The organism is Cellulomonas terrae (genome assembly GCF_007990265.1).
GTDB classification, from domain to species: domain Bacteria; phylum Actinomycetota; class Actinomycetes; order Actinomycetales; family Cellulomonadaceae; genus Cellulomonas; species Cellulomonas terrae.
Genome location: NZ_BJWH01000008.1, coordinates 14555 through 40382 on the forward strand (window position 1 = coordinate 14555; position 25828 = coordinate 40382).

Consider the following 25828-nt stretch of genomic DNA (forward strand, 5'->3'; position numbering starts at 1 on the left):
CCGCGTGGCCGTCGCACCGCAGCGCACCGGGCAGGGCGCCCCGAGCGTCCTGGCAGAGCCCGGCGCGCACGCGGCCCCGGGCCAGTCGGCGGTCCTGCGGGTGCACGCGCGCAACGTCACCACGCAGGCGCAGGACCTCGCGTTCTCCGCGCTCGGCCTCGAGGGCGCCTGGCTGCCGGCGCCCGTCGCGGTCCCCGGGGTCCCCGCGGACGCCACCGTCACCGTCGAGCTGGCGCTGATGCCTCCCGTCGGCGCCGCGCCCGGCGACTACCCGTTCGTCGTCGCGGTCGAGGCCCGTGGCCCCGGCGCCACCACCCCCGCGACGACCCTGGCCGAGGTGGTGCTGCGCGTCGACGGCGTCAGCGACCTGGTGCTCAGCGTCGAGCCGGCGGACTCCCGGGCGGTCCGGCGCAAGCCCATCCAGGTGGTGCTCGCCAACACCGGCGAGCAGCCGGTCCGGGTGCGTCTCGACGCGTTGGGCGACGCCGACCTCGCGGTCGACCTGGACGCCACCGACGTCGACCTCGCGGCGCACCAGACCGTCCGCATCCCCGGGCAGGTCAGGGCCCTGCGGCCGCGGGTGGTCGGCAGCACGCAGCGGTCGCCGTTCCACGTCGTCGCGACCGGTGCGCGCGCGCCGCAGCGGTTCGACGGCTCCGTCGCGCTGCGCCCCCTCCTCACGTCGACCGTGCTCAAGGCCGTCGCGATCACGATGGTGTCGCTGCTGTGGGTCGGGGCCGTGCTGGCGGCCCTGCCGCTGGTGTCGCAGGTGGTCGCGGACCGGTCACAGGAACAGGCGAAGGAGCCGGTCGACGGGTCGGAGGACGGCGCCGACGGGGGCACCGACGGGGGAGCCGACGGCGGGACCGACGGGTCGGCACCCGACGCGCCTGCGCCCGCTGCTCCGGCGGCCCCGGGCGTCCGCGTCGCCGGCCAGGTCACCGGGGCCGAGCCGGCGGGCGTGCAGGTGCAGGTCGCGCCCGCGTCGGCGTTCGCCCCCGAAGGGACGCAGACGCCGCCGCCGACCGCGTCCGGCCCGGACCGGAGGCTCGTCGCGCTCGCGGCACCCGGCCGCCTCGCCGCGACGGTGCTCGCAGCGGCCAGCGCCACCCCGTCGACGAGCAGCGCGGGCAAGGTCCTGGGCACCGCGCTGCCGGTCGAGCTCACGGACGAGGCGTCGCAGCGGCGCAGCACGACGACCGACGAGAAGGGCACCTGGGCGTTCGCCGACCTGTCCGCGACGGGCCGCTACCTCATCGTGCTGTCGAAGCCCGGGTACCAGACCCAGCGCTTCCTGGTCACGGGTGCGGAGGCGGCCGCCGCGCCGCTGGAGCTCGAGATGGTGCCCGGGAACGGGCGGATGTCGGGGACGGTCACCGGCCCGGACGGCGCCGCGGGCGGGGTCGAGATCACGCTCTCCGACGGCACGACGACGGTGACCACCCGGACCGCGACGAGCGGGCGCGTCGGGTACTGGGAGGTCGACGGCCTGTCCACGCCGAGCACCTACCTGGTCACCGCGGGCACCGAGCGCCTGGGTGCGCAGTCCGTGCTCCTGCGGCTGGAGGCCGACGGCTCGCGGACGGTGAACCTGGCGCTGCGCAGCGGGGTCGCGACGCTCGCGGGGACCGTGCGCGGCACCGACTCCCTCGGCGGCTTCGGCGGGCTGGGCGGTCTGACGGTGACCGCGTCGGCGGGCGAGGTGACCCGCACGGCGACCACGGTGACGGGCGACCGCGCCGGCACGTTCGTGCTCCCCGACCTGCCCGTGCCCGCGTCGTACACGGTGACGGTCTCCGGCGACGGGTACGCGACGCAGACGCGGCAGGTCGAGCTGACCCCCGCGGGCATCGCGCCGCTCGACATCGTCATGACCTCCGTCGGCGGGGTGGTCGAAGGCACGGTCACGGCCACCGGGGGCGGCGGCCTGGCGGGTGCGGGGCTCACGCTCGACGGTCCGGCCGGGACGTACAAGACGATGGCGGCGTCCGACGGGTCCGGCACCTTCCGGTTCTCCGGGATCGCGCCCGGCCAGTACGTGCTCACCGCGACCGTCTTCGGGCACGAGCCGGGCTCCGCTCAGGTCACCGTGGCCAGCGGGACGACGGCGCGCGCGGACCTGGTGCTGACGCCGATCCCCGGGGACGGGCTCCTCGCGACGTCCCGCATCCGCGGCAGCGTGCGCGACGCGAGCACCGGCGGGCAGGTCACCTGCCCGCACCTCCGGCCGGACGAGACGTGCGAGATCACGATCACCGGCGACGTCACCGACTCGAACGGGGTCACCGAGACCTTCGAGGCCGTCACGGAGCCGGACCGGGACTACACGTTCCCCGCGGCCACCGACCCCGGCCTCCTGCCGGGCCTCTACCGGCTGACCATCTCCGCGCCCGGGTACGAGGACGGCCACGTCAACGTCACCGTGCCGATGGGCCAGGTCGTCGAGGCGACCCCCGTCGCCCTGGAGCAGTCGCCGTCGATCGTCGGGACGGTCCAGGCGCGCGTCGGCGCCGTGTCCACGAACACGTGCGTGATCGCCGTGCCGTCCGGGCCCGGCGTCGTCGTGCCGCCCGACCCGTGCACCCGCGGCGTGACGACCTGCGAGATCACCGGCGCGGCGTGCAGCTTCATCGGGATCAACGGCTCGTACGAGATCAACCGCCTGACCGCCGGCGCGTACACCGTGTTCGTCCGACCGCCGGCCGACGAGGAGTACCTGCCGCCCGAGCCCGGCAGCGTGGCGCTGGTCCCCGGGTCGTCGCGACGGTTCGACGCGGTGCTCGACCGGCTCGGCCGGCTCAACGTCACCGTGATGCGCTCCGACGGCACCTCCGCGCTCGTGCCCGCCGTCGGGGCGTCCGTCGAGACGACCCCGGCGTCGGTCCTGTCCACCCCGACACCCGACACGGACGTCAACGGGCTCACGCAGGTCATCGGGCTCGCGCAGGGCGACTACCAGGTGACCGCGACGGGCATCAGCACGGGCACCCTGCCCAGCCCGGTCACCGTGGGGCTCAACCAGGAGGTCTCCGTCCAGATCGTCCTGACGCTGCCCGTCGCGAAGGTGACCGGCACGGTGGTGACCCAGCTGATCGCGGGCGAGCAGACCCCCGTCGGGAACGCGACGGTCACGGTCACGGGCACGACGCGGTTCAACGGGCTGACCCCGGTCCGGGAGACCGCCTCGGCCGTCACCCCCGTCGAGGGCGCGTTCACCATCTGCACCGACGGCGGGGCCTGCCCCGAGGAGGTCACCAGCCCGCTGAGCACGATGGTGCTGCCCCTGGTGCAGCCGCGGGTGGACGTGACGGTCACCGCGCCCGGCTTCCAGCCGTTCTCGGCCGTCGACGTGCCCACGTCCGCGCTGGCGACGATCACCCTGTCACCCGCGGGCGTCCCCTTCTCGGGGAACCTGACGTTCGTGCCGGGCCTCGACCCCACCGCCCTGGCCGACGCGGTGCGCAACGTGCGGTTCTCCGTCCAGTCCGCGCCGCCCGGGGTCGGCCAGCTCTCGTTGACCGCGGTGATGGTGGGCACGACGCCGACGGTCGTCTGGTCGGACTCCGCGCAGGGCGCCGACCCGACCGGCCCCACGGGCAGCCGGCTCATCCGGCCCGGCACGTACACGGTCACGGCGACGCTGCCGGGCTACGACCTCGCGCCCATGACGTTCACGGTCGACCCCGGCGTCGCCATGCCGCGGCCGCCCGACCCCGACGCGCTCGTCTTCACGCTGCGCAAGTTCGGGTTCCTGCGGGTGACCATCGGGACCACGCAGAACCCGGCCCTGCTGGTGCAGGGCGCGATCGTGACGATCACGCTGCAGGGCGGCACGACCCAGCAGCGCGCGGCGAACCCGGGGGACACGCACGTCGACTTCGGTGACCTGCCCACGGACGACTACACGGTCGAGGTCCGGGCGCCGGGGCACGCGCGGGTGACCACGACGGTGCGGCTCGAGGCCGGGGACGGTCCCGACGACGACAAGCTCGTCACCGTGCGGCGGCTCGGGCTGGTGCAGGGCGTCGTGAGGTCGCTGCTGACGACGGGGCTGGAGCAGGACCTGCCCGGCGCGCAGGTGTCGGTGCGGCAGGGCGTCGGCGGGACGCCGTTCGTCGGGACGACCGGCCCGACGGGTGCGTACCGCCTCACCGGCACCACCGTCACGGACGGTCTGGTGGGGGGCGGCTGGCAGGTCGAGGCGACGGCGCCGGGCCACGACCCGGTGCCCGCGACCGCCGTCACCGTCCCCGACCCGAACTTCGCACCCCTCGGGAGCCTCGACGTCTCCGTACCCCTGATCCTGCTGCCCGCGAAGAACGGCGGGCTCCAGGTCCGCGCGTACGACGGCACCACGGTGGTGCCGGGCCTGACCATGCAGCTCAGCTACCTGGACTCCACCGGCCCCCGGACCATCACGCCGACCTGCGGCCCGGACAACAGCACCGCACCCTGCCCGGGCGGGCTGTACGTCTTCTTCGACGTGCCGCCGCTCACCTACAACCTGAACATCTCCGGCCCGACCTACTCGCCGCTCTCGCTGCCCGTGACCATCCCGCCCGGCCAGACGCCGTCCATCAGCGTGCCGATGACCACCCCGTCGGGCTCGATCCAGGGCCTGGTCCAGCACCAGCGCGCGGACGGGCGGCTCGACCTCGTGGACGGCGCCGTCGTGACGCTGACCCCGCAGACCGGTGACCCCCGGACCACGACGTCCGACGCCAACGGCCAGTACGCGTTCCCGGTCGTCGTGGCGGGCACCTACACCGTCTCGACGACCGTCGACGGGCTCGGCGCGACCCGGACCGTCGCCGTGCAGCCCGGGCAGGGGATCGTCGTCGACCTGGTGCTGCAGGACGTCACCCGGCAGGTGCAGGTGACCGTGACGTCCGCGAACGGCACGGACCTCACCGGGGCGCTGGTCAGCCTGACCAGCGCCACCGCGACGGGACCGGCCGCGCAGCCCGTCGTCCGCACGGGCGCCGGCGCCAGCACGTACTCCACGACGTTCAACCAGGTCCCCACCGGCACCTGGACCGTGACGGTCTCCGGTCCGTCCGGGCACCTCGGCTCGCACACGGCCACCGTGGACGTCCCCGCGACCGGCACCGGCGCCGTGCCGGCCGCGGTGACCGTGCGTGAGACGCAGCTCGCGCTGCGCGCCACGTCGAGCGTCGTTGACGCACCCGCGACGGTCCAGGCGACCGTCACCCAGGGCAGCACGGCGACGCCGGTGACGGTGGCCGTCGGCGGCGGCGACTCCGTCCTGTTCCTGCCGGACACCGCCGCGACGGTGACCGCGACCGTCGCGGGCGGCTGGGTGGTCACGGTGACGGGCGGCACCATCCCCGCCGGCACCACGTTCCGGTCGGTCACGATGGACGTCACCGGTCGGGCCACGGCGACGACGGCGACCGTCGGCGCCGCGACCGTCGCGACCGGAGGGACGGTGTCGGTGGCCACGCGCGTCCAGCCGGCGTCCGGCGGCGGCACCGTCGAACCCGGCACGCTCCAGCTCCAGCGACGCACGACGGCCGGCACGTGGACGGACGTGGGCGACGAGGTGGTCGCCACGGGCGGCAACCAGACGGTCACCGCGACCGCCGACGCGGGCTGGGGCACGGGCGTCGTGACGCTGCGCGTCGCGTACTCCGGGGCCGGGTCCTGGGCGCCCTCCACAAGCCCTGAGGTCACTGTGACGGTCCAGACGCCGACGACCACCGCGCTCGCGGCCGCCGCCGGGGTCCTCACCGCGACCGTCACACCGTCCGCCGCCACGGGGACGGTCGCGTTCGAGGTCGTCCCGGCCGCCGGACCCGCGACGGCCATCGCCGGCTGCGGCGCGGTCGCGCTGACCGCCGGCGTCGCCACCTGCACCTACACGCCCGCCGCCGGCGTGACGCAGAACGTGCGGGCCCGGTACACCGGCGCGACGACGTTCGTCGCGTCGCAGAGCGCGACGGTCTCGGTCTCGGGACCGTGACCTCGGGGCGTTCCCGGCGTGACCGGAACAGCACCGGTCTGCTCCGGTGCCGCGCCGACGTGCGCGACGTGCTCGAGCACCCGAGACTGGGCGCTCCGCCAGAGGGCGGAGCCGCCGAGGGGAGAGCGCGACACGGTGATCGAGATCCCGACCCACGACGACGGACTGGCGACTTCGCGCCCGCCGGCGCACTACGACCGGGTGGAGGAGTGGCGGCTGGAGTCAGTCGAGCAGCTGACCGCGTTCCGGGCAGACCTCACGCGGTCGCTCGAGGGGCTCGGGTTCCCGGTCGGGCCGATGGGTGACGTGCCGAGCAAGCTGGTGCTGATCGCGTCCGAGCTGGCGACGAACGCGTTGCGCCACGGTCGGCCACCCACCATCGCGCGGCTCCTGCGCGACGGCGAGAGCTTCCTGCTCGAGGTGACCGACCACGACCCCGATGTCGCCCCGGTGTACGCGGGCAAGCGTGTCCGGGGCGCCGGGGGCCTCGGTCTGCACATGGCACGCCAGCTGTCGGTCGAGGTGGGGTGGTACGCCACCTCGACGGACAAGACCGTGTGGGCGATCTTCGAGAACGTCGAGCCGGCGGTGGGCTGAGGCTCGTTGCGGCTCCCAGCCGCAGGTCCGCCGCGAGCTAGGTTGTCGGCGTGGAGGCCCAGGGTGACGTCGACGCGCCGCGCGTGCAGTCCGGACCCAACCCGCAGCACCTGCTCGCGACGTTGCTGGGGGAGTACCTCGACTCCTCCGACGCCGAGCTGCCCGCGACGACCGTGGTCGCCGTGCTCGCCGAATTCGGCATCAGCGCGGCGAGCGCGAGGGCGGCGCTGTCGCGGCTCACGCGGCGGGGCATCGTCGCGACGCGGGGCCGCACCCGGCCGCCGGTCTACAGCCTCACGCCGCAGACGATCGCGCGGCACCGGTCGACGATGCACCGCTTCCTCGCGTTCGGGGCCGCCGCGCGGCCGGGGGACGGGACCTGGCTCGCGGTCGCGTACTCGCTGCCGGAGTCCGGGCACGCGCAGCGGCACGCGGTCCGCAAGCGCCTGGGCGAGCTGGGTTTCGTCCGGCTGTACGACAGCACGTGGATCAGCCCGGACCGCGACCCGCAGCCGGCGCGCAGCATGCTGGACGAGGTCCTGGCACCCGTGCCGGGTGCGCGCTGGTCCGTGCTGCACGTGCGGTTCGACGAGGAGACGGGCCCGCACGGCCCTGCGGCTGCCTACGACCTGACGGGGCTGGCCTCCTCGTACCGGCGCTTCGTCGACGACCACACCGCGCTGCGAGCGGCGACGCGCGCGGGGCAGGTCGGTGCCGCGCAGGCGCTGGTCGCGCGCACGACGCTCATGGACGCCTGGCGGAGGTTCGCGCTCGAGGACCCCGATCTTCCCGCGCACCTGCTGCCCGACCCGTGGCCCCGGCAGGAGGCGCGTGACCTGTTCCTCGAGATCCACACGGCGCTCGGGCCGCTGGCGCAGGAGCGGCTCGTCCAGGTCATGGTGCCGACGTGGCCCGATGCCGCGTCGTGGGTGACGCACTTCGTCGCGTCCGACGACCCGGCCGCGTCGCCCCGGCGCGCGGGCGGCGGTCCGGAATCGTTTAGCCCCGGGTCGTCGGCCCGGATCGTCTAGACATATTTCGTCACTGCCGCAACGGTTGCTGCACAGACGCTCGACCGGTGCAGCCCCGGCGGGCCGGACGCCGGCGTCCACGGCCTCCGTCGGCGCACCGACGAGCATCGCGCCACCTCGGAGGATTCCCATGAGACGACTGCTCACCCGTGCCGCACTGACCGCGACCCTGGCGGCCGCCGCCGTGCTCGGCTCGTCGGCGCTCCTGCCGGCCGCCGCTGCGCCGGGCGGCTCGGGTCCGTACCCGGCCGACTACTCGACCGCCGGCAGCCTGCCGAACCACACCATCTACCGCCCGTCGACGCTGCCGTCGCAGCGGATGCCGATCGTCGTCTGGAGCAACGGCGCCTGCTCGGCGGACGGCACCTCCGCCCAGAACTTCCTCAAGGAGATCGCCTCCCACGGCTTCCTCGTGATCTCGAACGGCAACCCCGGCGGCGGTGGCAGCTCGAGCTCGTCCTGGCTCACCCAGTCGATCGACTGGGCGATCGCGGAGAACTCCCGCTCGGGCAGCGCGCTGTACAACCGACTCGACACGACCGAGATCGGCGTCGCCGGCTTCTCGTGCGGCGGGATCGAGGCCTACGCGGTCTCGGGCGACCCGCGGGTGACCACGACCGGCATCTTCAGCAGCGGTCTGCTCAACGACGCCGACGACTACCAGCTGCGGCGGCTCGACCACCCGATCGTCTACATCATCGGCGGTCCGAGCGACATCGCGTACCCGAACGCCATCGACGACTGGGGCAAGCTCCCGTCGGGTCTGCCGGCGTTCATGGGCAACCTCAACGTCGGGCACGGCGGCACCTACCACCAGACGAACGGCGGCGAGTTCGGCCGGGCGGCGCAGCTGTGGTTCCGGTGGCAGCTCAAGGGCGACACCACGGCGGGACGCGCGTTCGTCGGGCAGGGCTGCGGGCTGTGCGGCAACGGGTGGACGGCCCAGCAGAAGAACCTCACGCTGGGCGTCGACCCGACCCCGACGCCTACCCCGACCCCCACACCCACCCCGACCCCCACACCCACCCCCACCCCGACCCCCACACCCACCCCGACGCAGGGCACTTCCGGGTGCAGCGCGTCCTACACGGTGTCCGACCAGTGGCCCGGCGGCTTCGTCGCGAACGTCTCGGTGACCGCGCGCTCCGCAGTCACCGGGTGGACCGTGCGGCTGACGCTGCCGAGCGGCGCGACGGCCACCCAGTCGTGGAACGGGGTCCTCACGGGGAGCTCAGGGTCGGTCAGCGTCGCCAACGCGGCCTGGAACGGCAGGCTCGCGGCCGGCCAGAGCACGTCGTTCGGGTTCCAGGGCACCGGTACAGGGGCGGGCGCCACAGTGACCTGCGACGCCGCCTGACCCGATCGGCACCACCGCGGGTGCGGCGGACCAGCCCGGTCCGCCGCACCCTCGGGCCCTAGGACTGGTCCGCTCGTGTGGTCGCCGTTCCTCGCCGTACCTCGTTCACGGCGCGTCCGGTCCGCTCGGCGACGAGCTGGGCCTGCCACGTGTGGATCCCGCTGACCCACTCCCAGCCCGGCTGAGCCGAGTCGCCGAGGCGCGGGTCGTCGGGAGCGTTGCCGTCGCGCAGGGCATACAGGTACGCGCGGTCCTGTCCGATCCGGGCGGCGATCTGGTCACCCCCGGCGACGGACCCGTGACCGGGGACGAGGACGTCGATGCCGTCAGCCACGGCCTCGAGGATCCGCAGACCCTCGAGATATCCCTCGACGGGGTCGTCGGTGCCGGTGAAGTCGTCGAGCATCGGGATCAGGACGTCGGAGAGCATGTCGCCGGCGACGAGCACCCCGCGGTCACCGACGAGGAGTGCGGCGTGGCCCGCGGAGTGCGCCGGGTGCTCGATGACCCGGACGGCAGGACCGTCCCAGGGAAACGTCGAGGTCCCAGCGGGCAGGCCGGTGATGTCGCCGAACCGGTCGAGGGGAATCTGTCCGGCGAGCTCCGGCGGAAGTCCCTCGGCGGCCTGGGCCTTCCAGTCCGGCTGCGACCGCAGCTCACGCATGGCGCTCGCGCAGCCGACGGTGCCGAAGCGGGGCGGCTCGCCGAACGCCGCGTGCCACAACACGTGGTCCCAGTCGGGATGCGTCGCGAAGCCGGCGACGACGGGCAGGCCGAGTGCGCGCAGGTCTTCGGCGAGGCACTCCATCTCGGCGCCGGTGATCCCGGGGTCGACGAGCAGGACGCCCGAACGGCCCTGCACGACCGTCGTGTTGTTCTGGAGGAGCTCGCTCTGGTGAACCAGGATGCCCTCCGCGACCCGCGTCAGCACCCGCGTGCCTGGTGCAGCGCTTCTCCCCATGACGTCACGCCGCGCATCACAACCTCCTCGGTCGTGGGTCGGTCCAGCACCGAACCCGTCACGTCGCCAGTCTGCCGCGGCCGTGATCCCGCACGTCGGGCGGCGCCACGTCAGACGAGCCAGACCACCAGCAGCGTCAGCGGGATGACGACCAGCGCCGTCACCAGCACCACGACCCACGTGCGCGGGTGCCCGCACGGCTCGGGCGGCGGCGGGGGCTGCACGATGATGACCGGCTGCGGCGCAGGCGGCGGGTCAGGCGGAGGTGGTGGAGGTGGGTTCATGTCTGCTCCGCACCGGACGCACACCGCGGCGTTCGGCACGTTCAGCTCGGCGCACACCGGGCAGGCCAGCGTGGCGGGCGTGGCCGTCCCGGAGGCGCCGGGCGAGCGGCGCAGGGCGTCGTCGGAACGGCCCTCGACCCCCGGCGGCGCGACCGACGGACGGGCCCAGAACAGCGGGTAGTCGCAGGTCGGGCAGAAGTCGGTGGCCAGGCGCTGGTCGGTGTGGACGGGCGACGGGGTGCCGCACTCCGGGCAGGGGATGACGACCGTCCCGTCGGTCCGCTGGTCCAGGTCCGTCATGAGGCCTCCCTCTCGGCCAGCCGTTCGGGCGTCGGCCAGATGCGCCGCTGCGCCACCCAGATCTCCGCGTGCACGTGCGCGGGCACCTCGTCGAGCACGAGCGACAGGAAGTCCGCCTCCTCCAGGAGCCCGGTCGACGGGACCTCCATGACCACCCAGGCGGGGCCGACGGGGGCCTCGCCCTGCTCGAAGATCCCGCCCCCCTCGGACACGATCACGGGACCGCCCGAGTAGAGCTCGAGCAGCCGCGTGAGGCCGGCGGTGGTGCCGCGCAGCTGGAGGGTCGCGGCGGCGGTCGCCAGGATCCGCCGCTGCACGGCCTCGCTGTACTCGGGGTCGATCCCCGGCAGCCCCAGCCACTGCGCCATCCAGCGGACCATCTCCGGCGGCGTCAGCTTCATGTCCGCGAGGTGGGCGAGGTTGTCGGCGTGCGCGACGAGCGTGCCGGCCTGCTCCTGGAAGATGGACACGAAGCGCACGAAGAAGTCCTCGGACACCATCCCGAGCGGGAGCTGGCGCAGCAGCCAGTCCTGGTCGCGGCTCATCGCACGACCACCCGGTGCTCGGCGGACAGGAAGAGCGTGTGCGGCTCGAGGACGATCGACTCGCGACCGCCGCCGATGCGGCGTCCGGTGCGCAGGTCGTACTCGAACAGCTGGAGCTCATCGACGGCCAGCACGCCCTCGACGGCCTCGATCACCTGCGTGACGGCGGTCGCGGTCAGGGTGGTGTCGAACGGCCAGCCGGTCCGGTCCGAGCCGCCGGTGAGCGGGTGCACGAAGCGGGTGAGCGCGTCGACGATGCGCTGCCGGACCATCGCGGCCGGCCGTCCGGGCAGCGAGCGGACGAGTGCGGCCACGCTGACGCCCTGGTAGTACGGGGTGCCCAGCTCGATCGGGACTCCGACCATCCGCCGCACGTCGAGGGCCTTCCCGACGACCGCGTGCAGCTGTGCGGACAGCGCGAAGTCGTCGAGCCTGTGCAGGCGTGGGTCGGTGCGCACCTGGGGCACGACGAGCACCCGGACCACCGACGAGCCGCTCTCCGCCGCGGGCAGACAGCGCGCCCGGGCGACCTCGACGGACGCCTGGCAGGCGATCGCCTCGAAGTCCGACGCGGTCACGGCCCGCTGCCCGGTCCGCAGCGTCAGCGGTCCGCGCGCCTTGGCCTCCTGCGGCGTCTCGGCGTCGACCCCGCCCGTCGCGGGCTCCAGGTTGGTCACCGACGCGACGAACGGCAGCGCGGTGCGCAGCGCGGTGAGCGTCCGGGTGCCCAGGTTGCCGTGCGCGCCGCCGCCCGAGCGGTAGCCGGTGACGCGGATCTCGGCGCCGTCCTGCGGGATCGCGCCGTGCTGGCGGACCACCCCGTCGGGGTGCCGGATCGCGGGGCCGAACTGCACCTCGCCCGTGTTCGAGTCCCACACGACGTGCAGGTCGTCCGGCCCGGACGCGGCGAAGTCCGGCACCTCCTGCCAGTCGTGCGTGCCCCGGCGGTCGACGACCACGACGTGCTCGTCGTCGCGTCGCGCCGCGACCGGCGTCGTCGAGACGTGGAACGACTGGCCGGTGACCCCTGTGGACCGCCCGAGCAGCTCGGCGGGCTGCGCGCTCGCGTGCTCCGCGGGCACGGTGATGCCGATGGCCTGCAGCGCGATCGACGCGATCCGCGGCGACGCCTGGTACGTCGGCTGGCCCGGCTGCGGCCGCAGCAGGCGGACCCGCAGCCAGTGCGCGAGCGTGCCGCCGAGCACCAGCGGCTCGTGCTTCTGCGGGACGAGGAGGACCACGGAGCCGGCCTTGTTCAGCCCGCCCGTGCCGTCGGACTCCACGAGGGTGCGCACCCACGCCTCCCCGTTCCACGCCTCCCACGCCAGCGGCGGGTTGCGAGGGTCGACGCCGATGCCCTGGGCGTCGGCGGCCAGGTCGAGCCGCACCGCGAACCCGGCGAGCGACTCCTTCGTGCCCAGGTACAGGGCGTCGCCCTCGGCCAGCGGGGAGGACGGGAAGCAGACCGCCGACTGGCCCGGCAGCGTCAGGTCGTCCCAGACGTCGGTCGACGCGAGGTGCGCCGCGTTCGACGTGTGCGCGGTGGTGAGCGTCGGCGGGCTCACGACGGCCTCGCCCGCGGTGGAGAACACGGTCGCGTCGGCGTCGTCGAGGGCCGTCGACACCTCGGTGCCCTCCGGGATGCGGACCACCCGGTCGGCCGGGGACGACAGCCAGAACGTGAGGTTCGCGCGCGCGACGCTCGGCGGGAACGGCTCGATGCCCACGAGGTTGAGGAAGTGCACGTACATGCGGTCCGGCACCTGGTTCACGCGGTAGAGCACCATCTCGCTCATCCACGCGAACAGCTCGATGAGCGCCACCCCCGGGTCGGACACGTTGTGGTTGGTCCACTCCGGGGTGAAGCGCGGGATCAGGCGCTTGGTCTCGTCGACGATGTCCTGGAACGTGCGGTCGTCGAGGTTCGGGGGCTCGAGCGGCATCAGGCGTCCTCGCGGGGGATCACGTAGAAGGGGTAGACCAGGTTGCGCCGGTCGTTGGTGGCGCGGACGCGGTAGGCGATGCGGATCTGGACGACGCCCGAGGACTCCGGGTCCTGCTCCGGCGTCACGTCCTGCACCTCGATCCGGGGCTCCCACTGCGCGAGCGCGTCGCGGACCGCCTCGCTGATGAGCCCCAGCAGGTTGGCGTTGACGGGCTCGAACATCAGGTCCCAGATGCGGCAGCCGAACTGCGGGCGCATGAGCCGCTCGCCCGGCGCGGTCAGCAGGACGACGCGGATGGAGTCCTCCAGGTCGCCGCCCGGCCGGGTCAGCGCGATGGCCCCCGTGTGGTCGACCCCGAGCGGCCAGGTGAAGCCGCGGCCGACGAAGTCCGACGTCGGCGTGGTGGAGAGCTCGCTCAATTGATCTTCACCATCGCTCCCTTGACCTCGAGGATGCCGCCCGCCTCGACGACGCCCATGCCGGTGCCCTTGAGGGACGCCTGCGTGCCCTGCAGCTTCAGCGCCCCGGTCGCCTTGGTGTCGATGTCCACCGCGGACGTCTCGACCTTCGTCTTCGCCTTGATGGTCACGGTCGTCGCGTCGATGGTGATGCCGCCCCTGCCGTCGAACTCGATGAACGACGAGCCGGCCGTGATCTTCAGCGGGGTCCCGTCGGGCACCTTGAGGTCCGCCCGGTCCTTGCCGATCCGCAGGCTGTGCTTGAGCCCGGCCGCGGCGAGCACCACGTGCTGCGTCGCGGGGGCGGTGCCGTCGCTCATCTCCAGGACGTGCCCGAGCCGGCTGGTCAGCGCGCGCGTCACGACCGCACCGTTCTGGTCCACCGCCGCCGTCGGCGTCGTCGACTTGCTCCCGTACAGGCCGCCCAGCACCACGGGGCGCGTCACGTCGTCGTCCTCGAAGCCGATGAGCACCTCGTCGCCGACCTCCGGCAGCACCACCTGACCGCGCCCCGCCCCGGCGCCGAGCCCCAGCACGCGCGCCCACGTGGTCGTGGCGGCGTCCGACGCGGTCGCCAACGAGACGCTGACCCGCCCCATCCCGTCGGGGTCCTTGACGTTGTCGACGATCCCGACGGCGAGCCCGGTGCGCCGGAAGCTCGACACCGGCGCGGTGGTCTCCCACGGGTCCGAGAGCTGCACGGGGTCCCGGTCGCCCGCGACGAACCGCGTGATCGCGGTGCCGTCCATCCAGGTGCTGGTGACCTCCCGGACGTAGTAGTTGCCGTTCGACGGCCCGGCCCCGCCCACGGTCACGCGTCCGCCGGGGACCATCAGCGCCGTGTACTGCACCTTGCCGGTGGCCACGACGCGGCCGGTCCGGGCGGCGATCGCCACGGCGGCCGTGGTCGCGTCGCTCTGCGAGCGCGTGGCGGCGCGGGCGTCGACGCGCGTGTACTTCGGAGCCCCGGCGGAGCTCACGTCGAAGCCCGCGCGCGAGGTGGGCGTGGTCGACGTGCCCACCACCGCGGACTGCGCGACGGGGTCCCAGCCGCGCACCGTGACCTTCGTGTCGCCGTCGCCCACCTGCCGCGCGCTGAACGCGATGATGTCCTTGCCCACCGTGATCGAGACCGGCCGGGCACCGGGTGCGCTGCCGGTGACCGCCGACCACATCGAGAACGTCCGCCCCGAGATGCACCAGTCGCGGCCGGTGCGCTGCGCGATCTCGTCGATGAGGCCCAGGGCGGTGTCGTTCCGCAGCGCGTACTTCACCGGGGCGGTCGGCAGGTCGATCGTGCCGATCGAGAGGCCGACCTCCTGGACCAGGCGGGACACGATGTCCTTGTAGGAGATGTTGGTGAACGACTCGATGTTCGTGTCCCGCAGCAGCTCGTACCCGAGGTCTTGGACGGTCACCGTCAGGGTGGCGCCGCGGTATGCGTCCACCTCGCTGGCGACCGAGGTGACGGTCCCCTCGAAGACGGTGCCCAGGAGGTCGTCGTACCCGGCGGCGACCGACACCGCCTTCCCGATGTTGAGCTTCCCCGACCCCACGACCGCGTAGTTCTCGTCGACGAACACGAGCGTGCACCGCCCGACCGCCCGCAGCCCCAGCTGCACCCGGACCTGCAGGAGCTGGTAGTCGTCGGGAAGCTCGACACCGTCGACGGTGACCTTGAGGTTCACCGCCCCGACATCGACCAGGGGACTCGTCATGAGTCCAGCTTCGGGATCGTCAGCATCGACCCGGGCCGCAGCGCCAGCGGGTCGGCGATCGCGTTCGCCGACGCGAGCAGCCGCCACCTGGTCGCGTCGCCGTAGTACTGCGCGGAGATCCGGTCGAGGGTCTCGCCCGCCTGCACGCGGTGCACCCGGTGCGGTCGTGGCGTCCCCGACGTCGGGTTCTGCCTGCCGAACGCCTGCGACTCCTCGTACTGCCGCAGCACCAGCCCCATCGTCGCGCGCAGCGGCATCCCCGTGCTGGAGAAGTACGTGAACGTCAGGTCGAGGTGCTCGATGACCGCCTTGAACGAGTGCAGGTCCCCCCAGTGGAACGTCACGTACGGCGGACGGACGCTGTGCTTGGTCTCGTCCGTGCCCGGCAGGGTCGGGTCCACCTCCATGAGGTCGACGATCGTGCCCGTGTGCGCGCTGACGTCCGTGCCCGTGTCCGTGGTGTCGAAGAACAGGTCCACCCGCAGCACCCCCGAGTTCGCACCCGTGTACCGCAACCGCGTCACGCCACGCCCCGGCAGTGCCGCACCCGCCCACGTGTTGCTGCGCGTGATCTTCAGCTGCGCCGGGTTGAACAGGCACGGGACCGTGGTGCCGTCCTCGGTCTCGAGGAATGCCTTCTGGCTCGACGGCGGGGTCTGGGCGGCCGGCATCAGAACACCTCCGACCCGCGACGCCACGCCCGGCGGTCGGTCTCTTCCTCGAGCCGCTCCTCGACGATCCGCAGGACCGCCTCCCGGAACTCCGGGTCGCCGTACGACGCGTACCCCGACCCCGAGGGCGTGTACAGACCCTCGACGCCCTTGTCGACGCCGGAGTTGTCGAACTCGGCGAAGCTCGCACGCCAGGCGTCGTCGATGCTCATGTCCGGTTCCCCCTCGTGGTGGAAGCGCCGCACGACGTGCGGCGAGCCGGCAGGAGCGCCGAAGGTCATGGGTGCTGCGGGGGCGGTGCGGGTCGCGAGCGCCTCCGCCGTGGCCGACGTCGGCACGTCCGCGACCGCGCGGCGCACGACCGTGCGCGGCGGCAGGACGTTCCACGACGACGGCAGCTGCGGAGGGTTCGTCCCGCTCGCCGGCACCGGGGGCCCGGCGTCCCGACCCGAGGACCGCGGCGGGCCGACCGGGGACCACGGTGTCGTCCCCGCGAGGCCTGTCGACCGGCGCACCGCCGGCCCGACCGCCCGAGCTCCGACGACCGCGAGCGAGCCGGCGCCGCCCACTGCCGGAGCACCTGCACGCCAGGACGGACCGGAGTCGGCCGGGCGGCCCCCTGCGCCGCCCCGCGCGCCGGTCGCCGCCGAGGCGAACGACGTGCCTGTCGGTGCGTGAACCGGGGCGCCAGCGGTCGTCGCGGCGGCGGTCCCGCCCGTCGCCCTCCCGCTGTTCGATGTCCCGACGGTCGGTGCGCCGGTCCCGATCGTCGCCATCCCGTTGCTCGGTCTCCCGACGGTCGCGGGTGTCGCGCCGGAGGCCGCCCTCGTCCCGGGTGCCCCGCCCGAGGTGCTCCCGGCCGAGACCGCCGAGCCGTCGCTGGAGGGCCCGGCGGAGGTGCTCCGTGTCCGGGCCGACGGCGACCCCGCTCGGCGGCGGACCGGCGACGCCGCCGAGAGGATCGACGCCCCAGCCGCCGACGCCCCACCCGCAGCGGCGACGACGGTCGGAGACATGAGCCGCAGCGCGTGGCCCGGCCCCGCCAGCAGGCGCTGCTGCTCGCCTCCTGCGAGCCCGCTCGCAGGGCTCCCCACCGAGGCGGAGGCACGGCTCAGCGGGCCGGTGCCGACCGGGCTCGCCGCGTACTGCGCGCCGGTGCCTGCCGGGTTCGCCGGGTTCCGCGGGCCGGTGCCTACAGCGGTCGCAGCGTTCCCGGGGCCGGTGCTCGCCGGATGACGCGGGCCCGTGCCCGCCGCGCCCGCGAGGGTCCCCGCACCGGGCGCCGACGTGGTGGCCGAGCTCCGTCCACCGGCCGCGCCTCCCACGCTCGGTGTCGTCCGGTTCGCCGAGGCGTACGCCGCGGCTCCGGTCGGCGGTGCGAAGCCGCCGCGGTGGTCACGAACCGGCGCCGACGATCCCCCCGGCCCGGCTGGCCCGACCCACCGGCGGACGTCGACCCCTTCGATGCCCAGGCCGAACCCCGACGGACGCGTCTGGCGATGACCCGCCCGCCGGTGACCGGTGCCCGGCAGTCGCCCCTCCTCGGCAGGCGCGCTCCCGAGGCCGTCGGCCGACCAGCGGCCCACCGCCGGGGTGCGGGTGCGTCGCCGTACGGAGGACGCGCCGGTCCCGAGGCTCGCGGCCGAGGAGGACGCGACGGGCGTTCCGGCGGGTGTTCCCGCGGCGGGTCCGGCGGGCGCTCGCGTGGGCGACGGGGCGGGTGGTTCCGCGACCGACCAGGAAGGCGCTGCCGCAGTGGACCCGGCGTGCCTTCCCCCGGTCGGCACGGCGGGCGGCGCCCCGGCTCCAGCCGGTGTGCCCGGCGGGGTGCGGACGCCCGCGGCCGGCGCGGACGGGGCGGGCGCCAGCGTCCCCGATGCCCCCGACGCCGACGTCGTGGGTGGCGCGCCGCCCGACGTCGGCGCCCCCGATGCCGACGTGCTGGGCGACGCGCCACCCGACGCCCCGGCCGCCGGCGAGGTCGGTGACGACCCGCGCGTGCCAGGGGCGCCCCCGGTGCCCGACGCCCCCGGAGCGGCAGGCCGGGTGGTCGTGGGGCCGGCGACTGTGTCCCGCGCCGGGGACGGTGACGGGGCGGGCGCGGTGGGCGACGAGGTGCCCACCGGCGCGATGCCTGCCCCGGCGGTGCGCGACAGGGTGCCGTTCGACGACGACGGAGCCGGCGACGCGGGGGCCGACGGGACACGACGGACCGCCGACGCGTCGGCTGCACGACCGGCTGCGACCGCCGTGGAGGACGGGGCACCGGCCGTCGCGGTGGACGCGGACGAGTCCGCTGCGACGGCCGCGGCGGCCGCCGAGGTCGGTGCGACCGAGCGACGGACGCGCACGGTCGGGTCGGAGAGGGTGCCGTGCGGCCGGAACATCCGTCGCGACAGCGTGCGCCGCACCGCGCTCGCCAGCGGCTGGTGGGCCGAGGAGGGCAGCGGCTGGTCGGTCGACGCTCCGACGGGAGGCCCGGCGAACAGCGCCATCGGAGCCGCGGCCGCACCGTCGTCGACCGTCGTCGGCCCGCTCGACGCGTCACCGGCGTCGCCTCCGGCAGCGGACCGTCGGAGGTCCGTCGCGCCGACGTCCCGGCTGGATGCAGCGTCGCCTCCGGCAGCGGACTGTCGGAGGTCCGCGGCGTCGACCGTGGGGCCGGATGTGGCGTTGCCCCCGGCAGCCGACCGTCGGAGGTCCGCGGCGTCGAGCCCCGGGCCGAGTGCGCCGGTACCTGCGGCAGCCGACGGACCGGCCGAGTCAGAGGCGGAGGTCGCGGCGGTCGCGCCGGAGGCGGCGGCGGACGACGTGGTCGCGCCGGAGGTGGCGGCGGACGACGTGGTCGCGCCGAGGGGCGTCGCGGTCGTGCCCGTGCCGTGCGATGCAGGGGCGCTGGGCGAGCCCGACGCGGCGGACGCGCTCGCGGCGCCGGGCGTGAGTGGTGCGCTCGTCGCGATCGCGGCGTCGCCGGTGCCGGTCGCGCGGGCCGGCGTGGCCGGCGGGTTCGGCATCGCGGGGCCGTCGGACGGGCCGCGCGCGCCGGGTGCGGGCGTGGTCGTGTCGTGGGGCGACCGCCGAAGCTCGACCGTGGGCGAGCCGGCTGGCACAGGCGCGCCGCTCGGGGGAGCCGCCGCGCCGGTGACGGGGCCAGCCGGGGGGGCCCCGGCGGGCGACCGTCGGATCGCGTCGGTGGTGGCGGGTGTCGCCGCCGGGCGTGCGCGCGCGGCAGCCCCCGCCGTCGGCCGCGCGGACGCGGCTGCGCGCCGGGAGTCGGCCGTCGCGGTCGCGAGGGCGCGGCGGCGCAGCAGCCGTCCGGAGGGTGCGGGCCGAGCGGCGGGGGTGGTCGGGAGCGTCGCAGCGGAGGGAGCCCGGTCACCTGTCACGGCGGACGACGCTCGTCCGGGCCCCCCGTCGTTCCCCGGGCGGGCGGGTGGTCCGGCGCGCGGCGCGGGCGTGCGCATGACGCGGGCGTCGGATTTCATCGTCATCTTCCCGGCGGCCCGCACGTCGTCGGAGACGCGCACGGGGATGGTCGTCGGCGCCAGGCGCGTGGTGCTGCCCCCGGGACGGTAGCTGGCCTGGTCGGGCACCCGCGCGAGCATGCGCGGGAGGCCACGGGGGGAGGGCTCGACAGCAGCCGACCGCAGGACCGACACGTCGGACCACCACCGCGGCGGTGCGACGTTGGCCGGTCCCGACCCGACCGACACCGACGCGGCGGGCCCGAGGAGCGACCGGCGGACCGCCACGGAGCGCCCCCACCCCGCGGAGAACCGCGCGGAGGACGTCGCGAGCGACCCGATGGGTGACGGGCGCGCGTGCCCGAGCACGGGGCCGGGCCGCCGCAGCCGCACCCCGATGGCCCGACCGAGCCGGGTGCGCGGGTCGTCGGCGTACGGCACGCCCGCGCTCACAGCGTCGTCGCCCGGAAGCCGTTGTGCGCGACCTCGAGCGTCTCGGTGAGGGAGTCGGCGATGTCGGCGCTGAGCGTCGGCCCGCTCCACGCGACGGCGAACACGCCCTCGAACTCCCAGGAGCGCAGCCGCTCCCCGTTGTTGCCGAGGACGGTCACGGCACCGGTGGAGCGCGTGACCTTGTTCTGGTTGCCGGCGAAGCCCTCGCCGGAGGACTTGCCCACCCAGGTGAACAGGGCGTCGGAGTTCACCAGGCCGCGCTTGAACACCAGGTGCGGCCAGCGGATGACCCCGGGGAACTGCTGCACGTACTGGTTCTGGCCGCCCTCGACGTACTCGTGGGTGGTCACGGTCATCTGCAGCCCGGTGATCTCCTTGAACGCGCCGATCTCGACGCCGTCCACCTCGAACACGAAGTTGGCGGCGACGGGGAGGTCTCCCCCCAACGGCTCCTCAGGCACTCTCCCTCACCGCCTCCCACGCTCGGGCGTTCATGGCCGACACGGCACGCACCATGCGGACGCGGTCGAGGTGCTCGAGGTCGAGCAGCTCGTCCATGGGCCAGTGCAGGTGGTACGCGAGGAACGCGATCTCCTGCCAGAGCGCCTCGGTGGGGTAGCGCAGCATGGGTCCTACCGCGCCTCGGTCCGGATCTCCTCGATCGACGCCCGGCCGGGTCGGCTGAGCACCGGGGTCGGGACCTCGTCGGGAGCCTCCGCCTGGGTCGGCGCCGGAACCGGTGGCTCCGACCCAGGCAGCGGCCCTGCCCCCTGCTGTGCGGCGACGAACTCGTCGAACTCCTCCTGCGACCCGAAGTTGATGACGCCGTAGAAGTCCTGCAGGTACGCCAGGTCGGCCGCGAAGAGACCCTCGATCTCGTGCGGGGTGACCAGGTCGAGCGACCCCAGGGTCTCCACCACCCGCGCGAGCACCACGATCGTGAGCCGGGGGTCGTCCGGGCCGCTGATCGTGGGGTCGCGCAGGGGTTCCAGCTCGTCGCGCGCCGTCGCCAGGCGCATGACACCGTCCCGGTGGAGTCCGCCGTTGCGGTCCACGTACCCCCGGGGGAGCGTGAACTCGTAGCGGGTCTTGAGGCTCACTTCACCCGCGCGAGCGACTCGATGGTGAGGGTGATGGTCTCCTTCACCGGGTCGTTCGAGTCGACGCTCAGCTGGTCGGTGGAGATCTTGCTGGGCCAGCCGTTGGTGAAGTTGAACCGCGCGACCTCGACGTGGGTCGAGTCGTACATGACGATCGACCCGTTCTTGCGGTTGTTGGTGCGGTCCGACAGCAGGATGCCCTTGTTCATGATGTCGTTGAACCAGCCCCACATCTTGTCCTGGGTCGAGTCCGGCGGCGCCATGCGGACCAGCGAGAGGTCGGGGGCCTTGTTGCGGCCGGCCAGCGTCTTGATGGTCTGGGACTTGCCGTCCTTGCCCACCTGCTGCGTGCTCGCGACCTCCATCTCGACGTCGAGGCCGGACACGGAGGCAAGGATCGACACGACGGAGCCGTCGATCTCCAGGAAGAAGTTCTGGGCGATCAGCGGGTCGTTGTCGATGAGGTCGTTGGGCATCTACGTACTCCTTGATCGATGAGGGGCGCGCTCAGGACGCGATCTGCTTGTTCTGGCTGATGCGGAAGATCACGAACTCGGCCGGCTTGACGGGTGCGATGCCCACCTCGACGACGAGCTTTCCCGCGTCGATCGACTCGGGCGGGTTGGTCGTCTCGTCGCAGCGGACGAAGAACGCCTGGTCCGCGCTGGCGCCGAACAGGGCACCGGCCGACCACAGCCCGCGCAGGTACGCGTTGAGCGTGCGCTTGACGCCTTCCCACAGGGCCACGTCGTTGGGCTCGAAGACGGCCCACTGGGTGCCCTCGAGGATGGTCGCCTCGATCATGTTGAACAGCCGGCGGACGTTGATGTACGTCCAGTCGGTGTCCGAGGTGAGCGTCCGGGCGCCCCAGATGCGGATGCCCCGCTGGCCGAAGGGCCGGATCGCGTTGATGCCGAGCGGGTTGAGCACGCCCTGCTCCGCCTGCGTGATGGAGCGCTCCACGTCGAGCACGCCACGGATGGTGTCGTTGGCCGGGGCCTTCCACACGCCGCGCGTCTCGTCGGTCCGCGCCCAGACGCCGGCCACGTGGCCCGACGGCGGGATGAGGACCTCGGAGTTGCCGTTGGAGCCGGTGGGGTTCTCCACCTTGATCCACGGGTAGTAGAGCGTCGCGAACGCGGAGTCGAACTGCGCGGTGTCGGTCCGCCACTCCTTGACGGACTGCGGCGACAGGCCCGGAGGGGCGTCCAGGATGGCGACCCGGTTGGCGTGCAGCTCGCAGTGCGCGATGAGGCTCGTCTGCACGGCCTTCCAGAGTCCCAGGTCGAGGGTGCCGTCCTCCCTGGTGGCGGCGGTGACCAGGTCCGGGACCAGCACGATCGTCACGTCGTCGGCGATCGCGAGGCCGGCGATGCCGGTGCGGGCGGACTCGGACCCGGCGAACTTGCGGCCGTTGACCGGGACCGGCTTCGCGGCTGCCTGCTCCAGGCTGTAGGCGCCGGGCTTGAGCAGCTCGAGCTGGCTCTTCAGGTCCACGTCGTCAGCGAGCTTGACCTCGACCTTGACGCGCGTGGAGGTCTTGTTGATGACCGTCGCGGCGTCGCGCGGGCCACCGAGCGTGAGGTCGTCGTAGCTCTCCACGGCCTCACCGCCGTCGACGATCGTGATGCTGAACGGGGCGGGCCCGTCGTGGTCGTCGGCGACGTCGGAGGTCTCGACGACCACCGTGAGGTTCGCGTCGGGCTCGACGGACTCCACCGCGATGGGCAGGCCGAGCGAGCGGTCCGCGGCCGGCAGCGCCAGGCGGGCGGGCTCACCGGACGGCTCGGCGTTGGGCACGCGGACGATGTAGGCGAGGCTTCCGCCGTTCAGGAAGTAGCCGTAGACGGAGAGGGGCAGCACTGCGCCCTCGACGAAGCCGCCGTACAGGCTCTCGAACTGGTTCCAGCTGGTCACGAGCCGCGGGGCGAGGCCCTGCGGGTCGTTCGGGTCGTCCTGCGGTGCTCGCTCCGTGAACCCCACGAACGCGGCCACAGCGGTGGGGGCGGACGCCAGCACCTTCTGGGTCGAGGGGATCTCTTCGACGTAGACGCCGGGCGCGGTGTAAGTAGGCACTGGCCATCCTCTGCTCGGATCGCATCCCCTGGGTGGTCCTGCATCTGACCTGCGGAGGGACGCTGCGACGCGGGTGTGTCGATCGCCACGGTACGAACGCCGGTCACCGCCGGGCATCGGTAATCGCTACCGAGGTTTGAACCTGGACGCAAAGCGCGCATAAGGTGCGAACCGAACAAGCCTCAGAGGCGACCCACGCAATGCCACCACCCAACGGCAGGGGGCGAGGGTCCGGGTGCTCATCGGTGAGTGGAGTGGGCTGTGGCGGCTGACACCGACGTCCCGTCGACGTCGTCGACGGCTCCTGCCGAGAGCCTCAGCGCGGTCGCGCGTCGGACCCTGGTCGTCCGACCCCTCACCGAGCAGGTCCGCGCCGAGGTCCAGTCGGGCCGGAGCGTCCTCGTCGTCGGCGACGCCGGGGTCGGCAAGACGCACCTCGTGACGGCCGCGCTCGCGCACCTGTGGATCGGCACCCCGACGTCCCCGATGCCGACGGTGGTCAGCGTCTCCGGCGCCACCTGCCCGGCGGGCATCCCGCTGGGGGCGCTCGAACCGCTGCTGGGCGACGTCGCGATCAGCTCCCTGGGCAGCTTCGCGCGCGCCGTCGACGCGCTGGCCGCCTCGCTGCGCGCGCGCTCCCGCGGCGGTCCGGTGATCCTGCGGGTCGAGGACGCGCACCTGCTCGACCGTGCCAGCAGCCAGGCGCTCGCCTGGATGGTCCAGCAGCACGAGGTGCAGCTCGTCGCGACGGCCCGCTCGTCGGCCGTGTCGCAGTCGCCCTGGCTGGAGCTGTGGAAGGACGACGTCGTCGAACGCATCGACGTGCCGCCGTTCACGCTCGCCGAGGTGCAGCAGTGGCTCGTCGGCGAGCTCGGCGGGCCGGTCTCGCTCGACACGGTCCGCCGCGTCTGGTCCGAGACGTCCGGCAACGTGTTCCACCTGGGTGAGGTGGTGCCCGCCCTGGAGCAGCAGGGCGGGGCGTGGGTGTGGGTCGGCGGCGCGGCGCCCGGTCGACGGCTGCTGGACGTCGTGGCGCACGACATGTCCCGGCTCAGCGGGGACGCCCGCGTGGCCCTGGAGATCGCTGCGCTCGTCTGCCCGGTCTCGCTGAGCGTCCTGCTCGACCTCGTGTCGCGCCCCGTCGTCGAGGAGCTGTCCCGGGTCGGTCTCGTCTCGATGTCGCCCCGGCTGACCGTCGCGGGGGAGGGCGACGTCACGGTCGACCTCGCGCACGCGCTCTACGCCGAGGCGGTCCGGTCCGGGGTGCCGCGGGCGCGTCGCCGCGAGGTGCTCGAACGCGTCGCCGGGCTGGCCAACACCGGGCACCGCACCGGCGCCGCGCTGGTCCGCTCGGTCGCGCTGGCGCTCGACTGCGACCTGGCCGTCGAACCCTCCCGGCTCGACGCCGCCGTCGACGCCGCGTTCGAGCTCCAGCAGCCCGACACCGCCACCCGCCTGCTGACCTCCGCCCTGCGCCGGACCCCGCCCGGCGACCCGCGTCGGGCCACGCTGGCGATGCAGCGCGCCGACGCGTGGTGGCACCTCGACGACGCCGGGCGGGCCTCCCGGGACCTGACCGACGTCTTCGAGACCCTCTGGGGGACCGACCGGGCCGACGCGCCCACCGTGCGGCTCATGGTCGCGGCGACGGCCCTGCGCGCCCGGATCGCGTACCACCGCGACGGCGACCTCGACGAGGCGCTCGTCCCGTTCGACATCGCCGCCCGGTGGATCTTCGAGCGCGCCGGTGAGCACGCCGCCCGGGGGCTGCAGGAGCTCGAGAGCGCCCGGCTGACCCGCCTCGGGTACGGCGGACGTCCCCGGCTCGACGACGCCCTCGCCGTGCTGCTCGACCCGTCCGCCGGCAGCGCCGCGCTCCCGCTCGCCGCCCCGACCATCGTGGGCCTCGCCCAGTCCGGGCGGTTCGCGGACGCCGCGCACCTGGCCGCCCGCTCCGCGCAGCTGGCCGCCGCCCACCACGACCAGTACCGGTGGGGTCGGGGCGAGGTCTCCGTCGCCGCGTTCCTCACGACGCTCTGGTCCGGCGACGTCGCCACCGCCGAGCGCGTCGTCGACGCCCTCGACCAGGAGAGCGACGCAGCCGTCGACTGGGTCGCCGTCCACGTGAGCCGCGGCCTGATCGGCATCGCCCGCGGCTCCTGGATGCAGGCGCACGCCGACCTGCACGCCGCCAGCGCCCGCCGGGGCCACGCCGACCTCGGCGGCGTCGCCGTCTACAACCTCGCGGCCGAGGCGCTCGCCGCAGCCGCCACCGGCGACGCCGCCACGGCCCGCGGCCTGCTCGCCCAGCACGCCGACGTCACCGCCCGCGCGATGGCCGGCGTCGACGGCGAGGTGCAGCTCCTGCGCGCCGACACCCTCGCGTGGCTCCGCGACCCGCGTGCCGTCGACGAGGCCCGCGCGCTCGCCGGGTGGGCCCGCGAGCGCGGGCTCCTGCGCGTCGAGCTCGAAGCGCTGCACCGCTCCGCCGACCGCCGCCGCCCCGGCACCCGACCCCGCGGCGTCAACCCCGACGTCCTGCGCCGCGTGCGGGAGCTGGCACCGCTCGTCGACGGGCCGCGGGCCACCGCGATCGTCCGGCACGTCGAGGCCCAGGCCGCCGGCGACGACGACCTGGTGCGCATCGCCGAGCGCGACCTCAACCGCTGCGGCCTGTGGCTGCCGCCGGTGGAGTCGATCGTGTCGCTGACGCGCCGCGAGCAGGAGATCGCCTCGCTCGCCGCCGGCGGGCTCACCAGCCGCGCCATCGCGTCGCGCCTGACCCTGTCCGTCCGCACCGTCGACTCGCACCTGGCTAGGGTGTTCGCCAAGACCGGCGTCCACTCGCGCGAGGGGCTGTCGGCGGTTCTTCGCTGAGGGGACT

20 protein-coding genes are annotated in these 25828 nt (G+C 74.3%); 7 read left to right on the forward strand and 13 right to left on the reverse strand.

What is annotated here, in order from left to right; genetic code table 11:
- The first annotated feature begins 4 nt into the window (after positions 1-4).
- From CTE05_RS09250 to CTE05_RS09265, 4 genes are all read left to right on the forward strand, one after another.
- A complete protein-coding gene (locus CTE05_RS09250; RefSeq protein WP_146845846.1) occupies positions 5-5983 on the forward strand; it encodes a carboxypeptidase regulatory-like domain-containing protein in 5979 nt (1992 codons plus the stop codon).
- Between the two features lie 135 nt (positions 5984-6118).
- Complete coding sequence (locus tag CTE05_RS09255) at positions 6119-6580, forward strand: ATP-binding protein (RefSeq protein WP_222595451.1); 462 nt, start codon at positions 6119-6121, stop codon at positions 6578-6580.
- Positions 6581-6630: 50 nt separating this feature from the next.
- Positions 6631-7611, forward strand: coding sequence for a PaaX family transcriptional regulator (locus CTE05_RS09260; RefSeq protein WP_146845847.1), 981 nt, complete (start codon positions 6631-6633; stop codon positions 7609-7611).
- Between the two features lie 130 nt (positions 7612-7741).
- Positions 7742-8968, forward strand: a complete 1227-nt coding sequence (locus CTE05_RS09265) for a cellulose binding domain-containing protein (protein WP_186814808.1) — start codon at positions 7742-7744, stop codon at positions 8966-8968.
- A gap of 58 nt (positions 8969-9026) precedes the next feature.
- On the opposite strand, the gene CTE05_RS09270 is transcribed toward CTE05_RS09265, so the two are convergent.
- From CTE05_RS09270 to CTE05_RS09305, 8 genes are all read right to left on the reverse strand, one after another.
- Positions 9027-9899, reverse strand: a complete 873-nt coding sequence (locus tag CTE05_RS09270; protein WP_146845848.1) for an MBL fold metallo-hydrolase — start codon at positions 9897-9899, stop codon at positions 9027-9029.
- Between the two features lie 140 nt (positions 9900-10039).
- Positions 10040-10513, reverse strand: coding sequence for a hypothetical protein (locus tag CTE05_RS20225; RefSeq protein ID WP_186814809.1), 474 nt, complete (start codon positions 10511-10513; stop codon positions 10040-10042).
- On the reverse strand, positions 10510-11058 hold the full coding sequence (locus CTE05_RS09280) for a phage tail protein (RefSeq protein ID WP_146845849.1): 549 nt from the start codon (positions 11056-11058) through the stop codon (positions 10510-10512). The genes CTE05_RS20225 and CTE05_RS09280 overlap by 4 nt, the downstream gene beginning before the upstream one ends.
- Positions 11055-13001, reverse strand: coding sequence for a putative baseplate assembly protein (locus tag CTE05_RS09285; RefSeq protein WP_146845850.1), 1947 nt, complete (start codon positions 12999-13001; stop codon positions 11055-11057). The genes CTE05_RS09280 and CTE05_RS09285 overlap by 4 nt, the downstream gene beginning before the upstream one ends.
- On the reverse strand, positions 13001-13423 hold the full coding sequence (locus CTE05_RS09290) for a GPW/gp25 family protein (protein WP_146845851.1): 423 nt from the start codon (positions 13421-13423) through the stop codon (positions 13001-13003). The genes CTE05_RS09285 and CTE05_RS09290 overlap by 1 nt, the downstream gene beginning before the upstream one ends.
- Positions 13420-15180, reverse strand: a complete 1761-nt coding sequence (locus CTE05_RS09295) for a phage baseplate assembly protein V (RefSeq protein WP_146845852.1) — start codon at positions 15178-15180, stop codon at positions 13420-13422. The genes CTE05_RS09290 and CTE05_RS09295 overlap by 4 nt, the downstream gene beginning before the upstream one ends.
- Positions 15177-15851 (reverse strand): CIS tube protein, encoded by a 675-nt coding sequence (locus tag CTE05_RS09300; RefSeq protein ID WP_146845853.1) that lies wholly within the window; start codon positions 15849-15851, stop codon positions 15177-15179. The genes CTE05_RS09295 and CTE05_RS09300 overlap by 4 nt, the downstream gene beginning before the upstream one ends.
- A complete protein-coding gene (locus tag CTE05_RS09305; protein WP_146845854.1) occupies positions 15851-16420 on the reverse strand; it encodes a hypothetical protein in 570 nt (189 codons plus the stop codon). The genes CTE05_RS09300 and CTE05_RS09305 overlap by 1 nt, the downstream gene beginning before the upstream one ends.
- A 211-nt stretch (positions 16421-16631) precedes the next feature.
- Here CTE05_RS09305 and CTE05_RS09310 point away from each other — a divergent pair, with 211 nt between their 5' ends.
- Together CTE05_RS09310 and CTE05_RS20230 are read left to right on the forward strand one after the other, a co-directional pair.
- Positions 16632-17087: a hypothetical protein gene (locus CTE05_RS09310; protein WP_146845855.1), complete on the forward strand. Its 456-nt coding sequence runs from the start codon at positions 16632-16634 to the stop codon at positions 17085-17087.
- A 591-nt stretch (positions 17088-17678) separates the two neighbouring features.
- Positions 17679-19427 carry a hypothetical protein gene (locus CTE05_RS20230; RefSeq protein WP_186814810.1) on the forward strand — a complete coding sequence of 583 codons (1749 nt, stop codon included), beginning with the start codon at positions 17679-17681 and terminating at the stop codon, positions 19425-19427.
- 337 nt (positions 19428-19764) lie between these two features.
- Here the strand turns inward: CTE05_RS20230 and CTE05_RS09320 are convergent, their stop codons facing one another.
- The 5 genes from CTE05_RS09320 to CTE05_RS09335 are packed head-to-tail and all read right to left on the reverse strand — an operon-like array spanning position 19765 to position 22944.
- Positions 19765-20229: a phage tail protein gene (locus CTE05_RS09320; RefSeq protein ID WP_246123456.1), complete on the reverse strand. Its 465-nt coding sequence runs from the start codon at positions 20227-20229 to the stop codon at positions 19765-19767.
- On the reverse strand, positions 20222-20395 hold the full coding sequence (locus CTE05_RS20235) for a DUF6760 family protein (protein ID WP_186814811.1): 174 nt from the start codon (positions 20393-20395) through the stop codon (positions 20222-20224). Before CTE05_RS20235 ends, CTE05_RS09320 begins: the two co-directional genes overlap by 8 nt.
- Before the next feature lie 5 nt (positions 20396-20400).
- Entirely contained in the window at positions 20401-20868 is a 468-nt protein-coding gene (locus tag CTE05_RS09325) for a hypothetical protein (protein ID WP_222595452.1), read from the reverse strand.
- The gene (locus CTE05_RS09330; protein WP_146845856.1) at positions 20865-21344 is read right to left on the reverse strand and encodes a phage tail protein; all 480 of its coding nucleotides are present in this window, start codon (positions 21342-21344) and stop codon (positions 20865-20867) included. Before CTE05_RS09330 ends, CTE05_RS09325 begins: the two co-directional genes overlap by 4 nt.
- Before the next feature lie 31 nt (positions 21345-21375).
- The gene (locus CTE05_RS09335) at positions 21376-22944 is read right to left on the reverse strand and encodes a phage tail sheath family protein (protein ID WP_146845857.1); all 1569 of its coding nucleotides are present in this window, start codon (positions 22942-22944) and stop codon (positions 21376-21378) included.
- A gap of 261 nt (positions 22945-23205) precedes the next feature.
- On the opposite strand from CTE05_RS09335, the gene CTE05_RS09340 reads away from it, so the two are divergent.
- Positions 23206-25821, forward strand: coding sequence for a helix-turn-helix transcriptional regulator (locus CTE05_RS09340; RefSeq protein WP_146845858.1), 2616 nt, complete (start codon positions 23206-23208; stop codon positions 25819-25821).
- Positions 25822-25828: the final 7 nt, after the last annotated feature.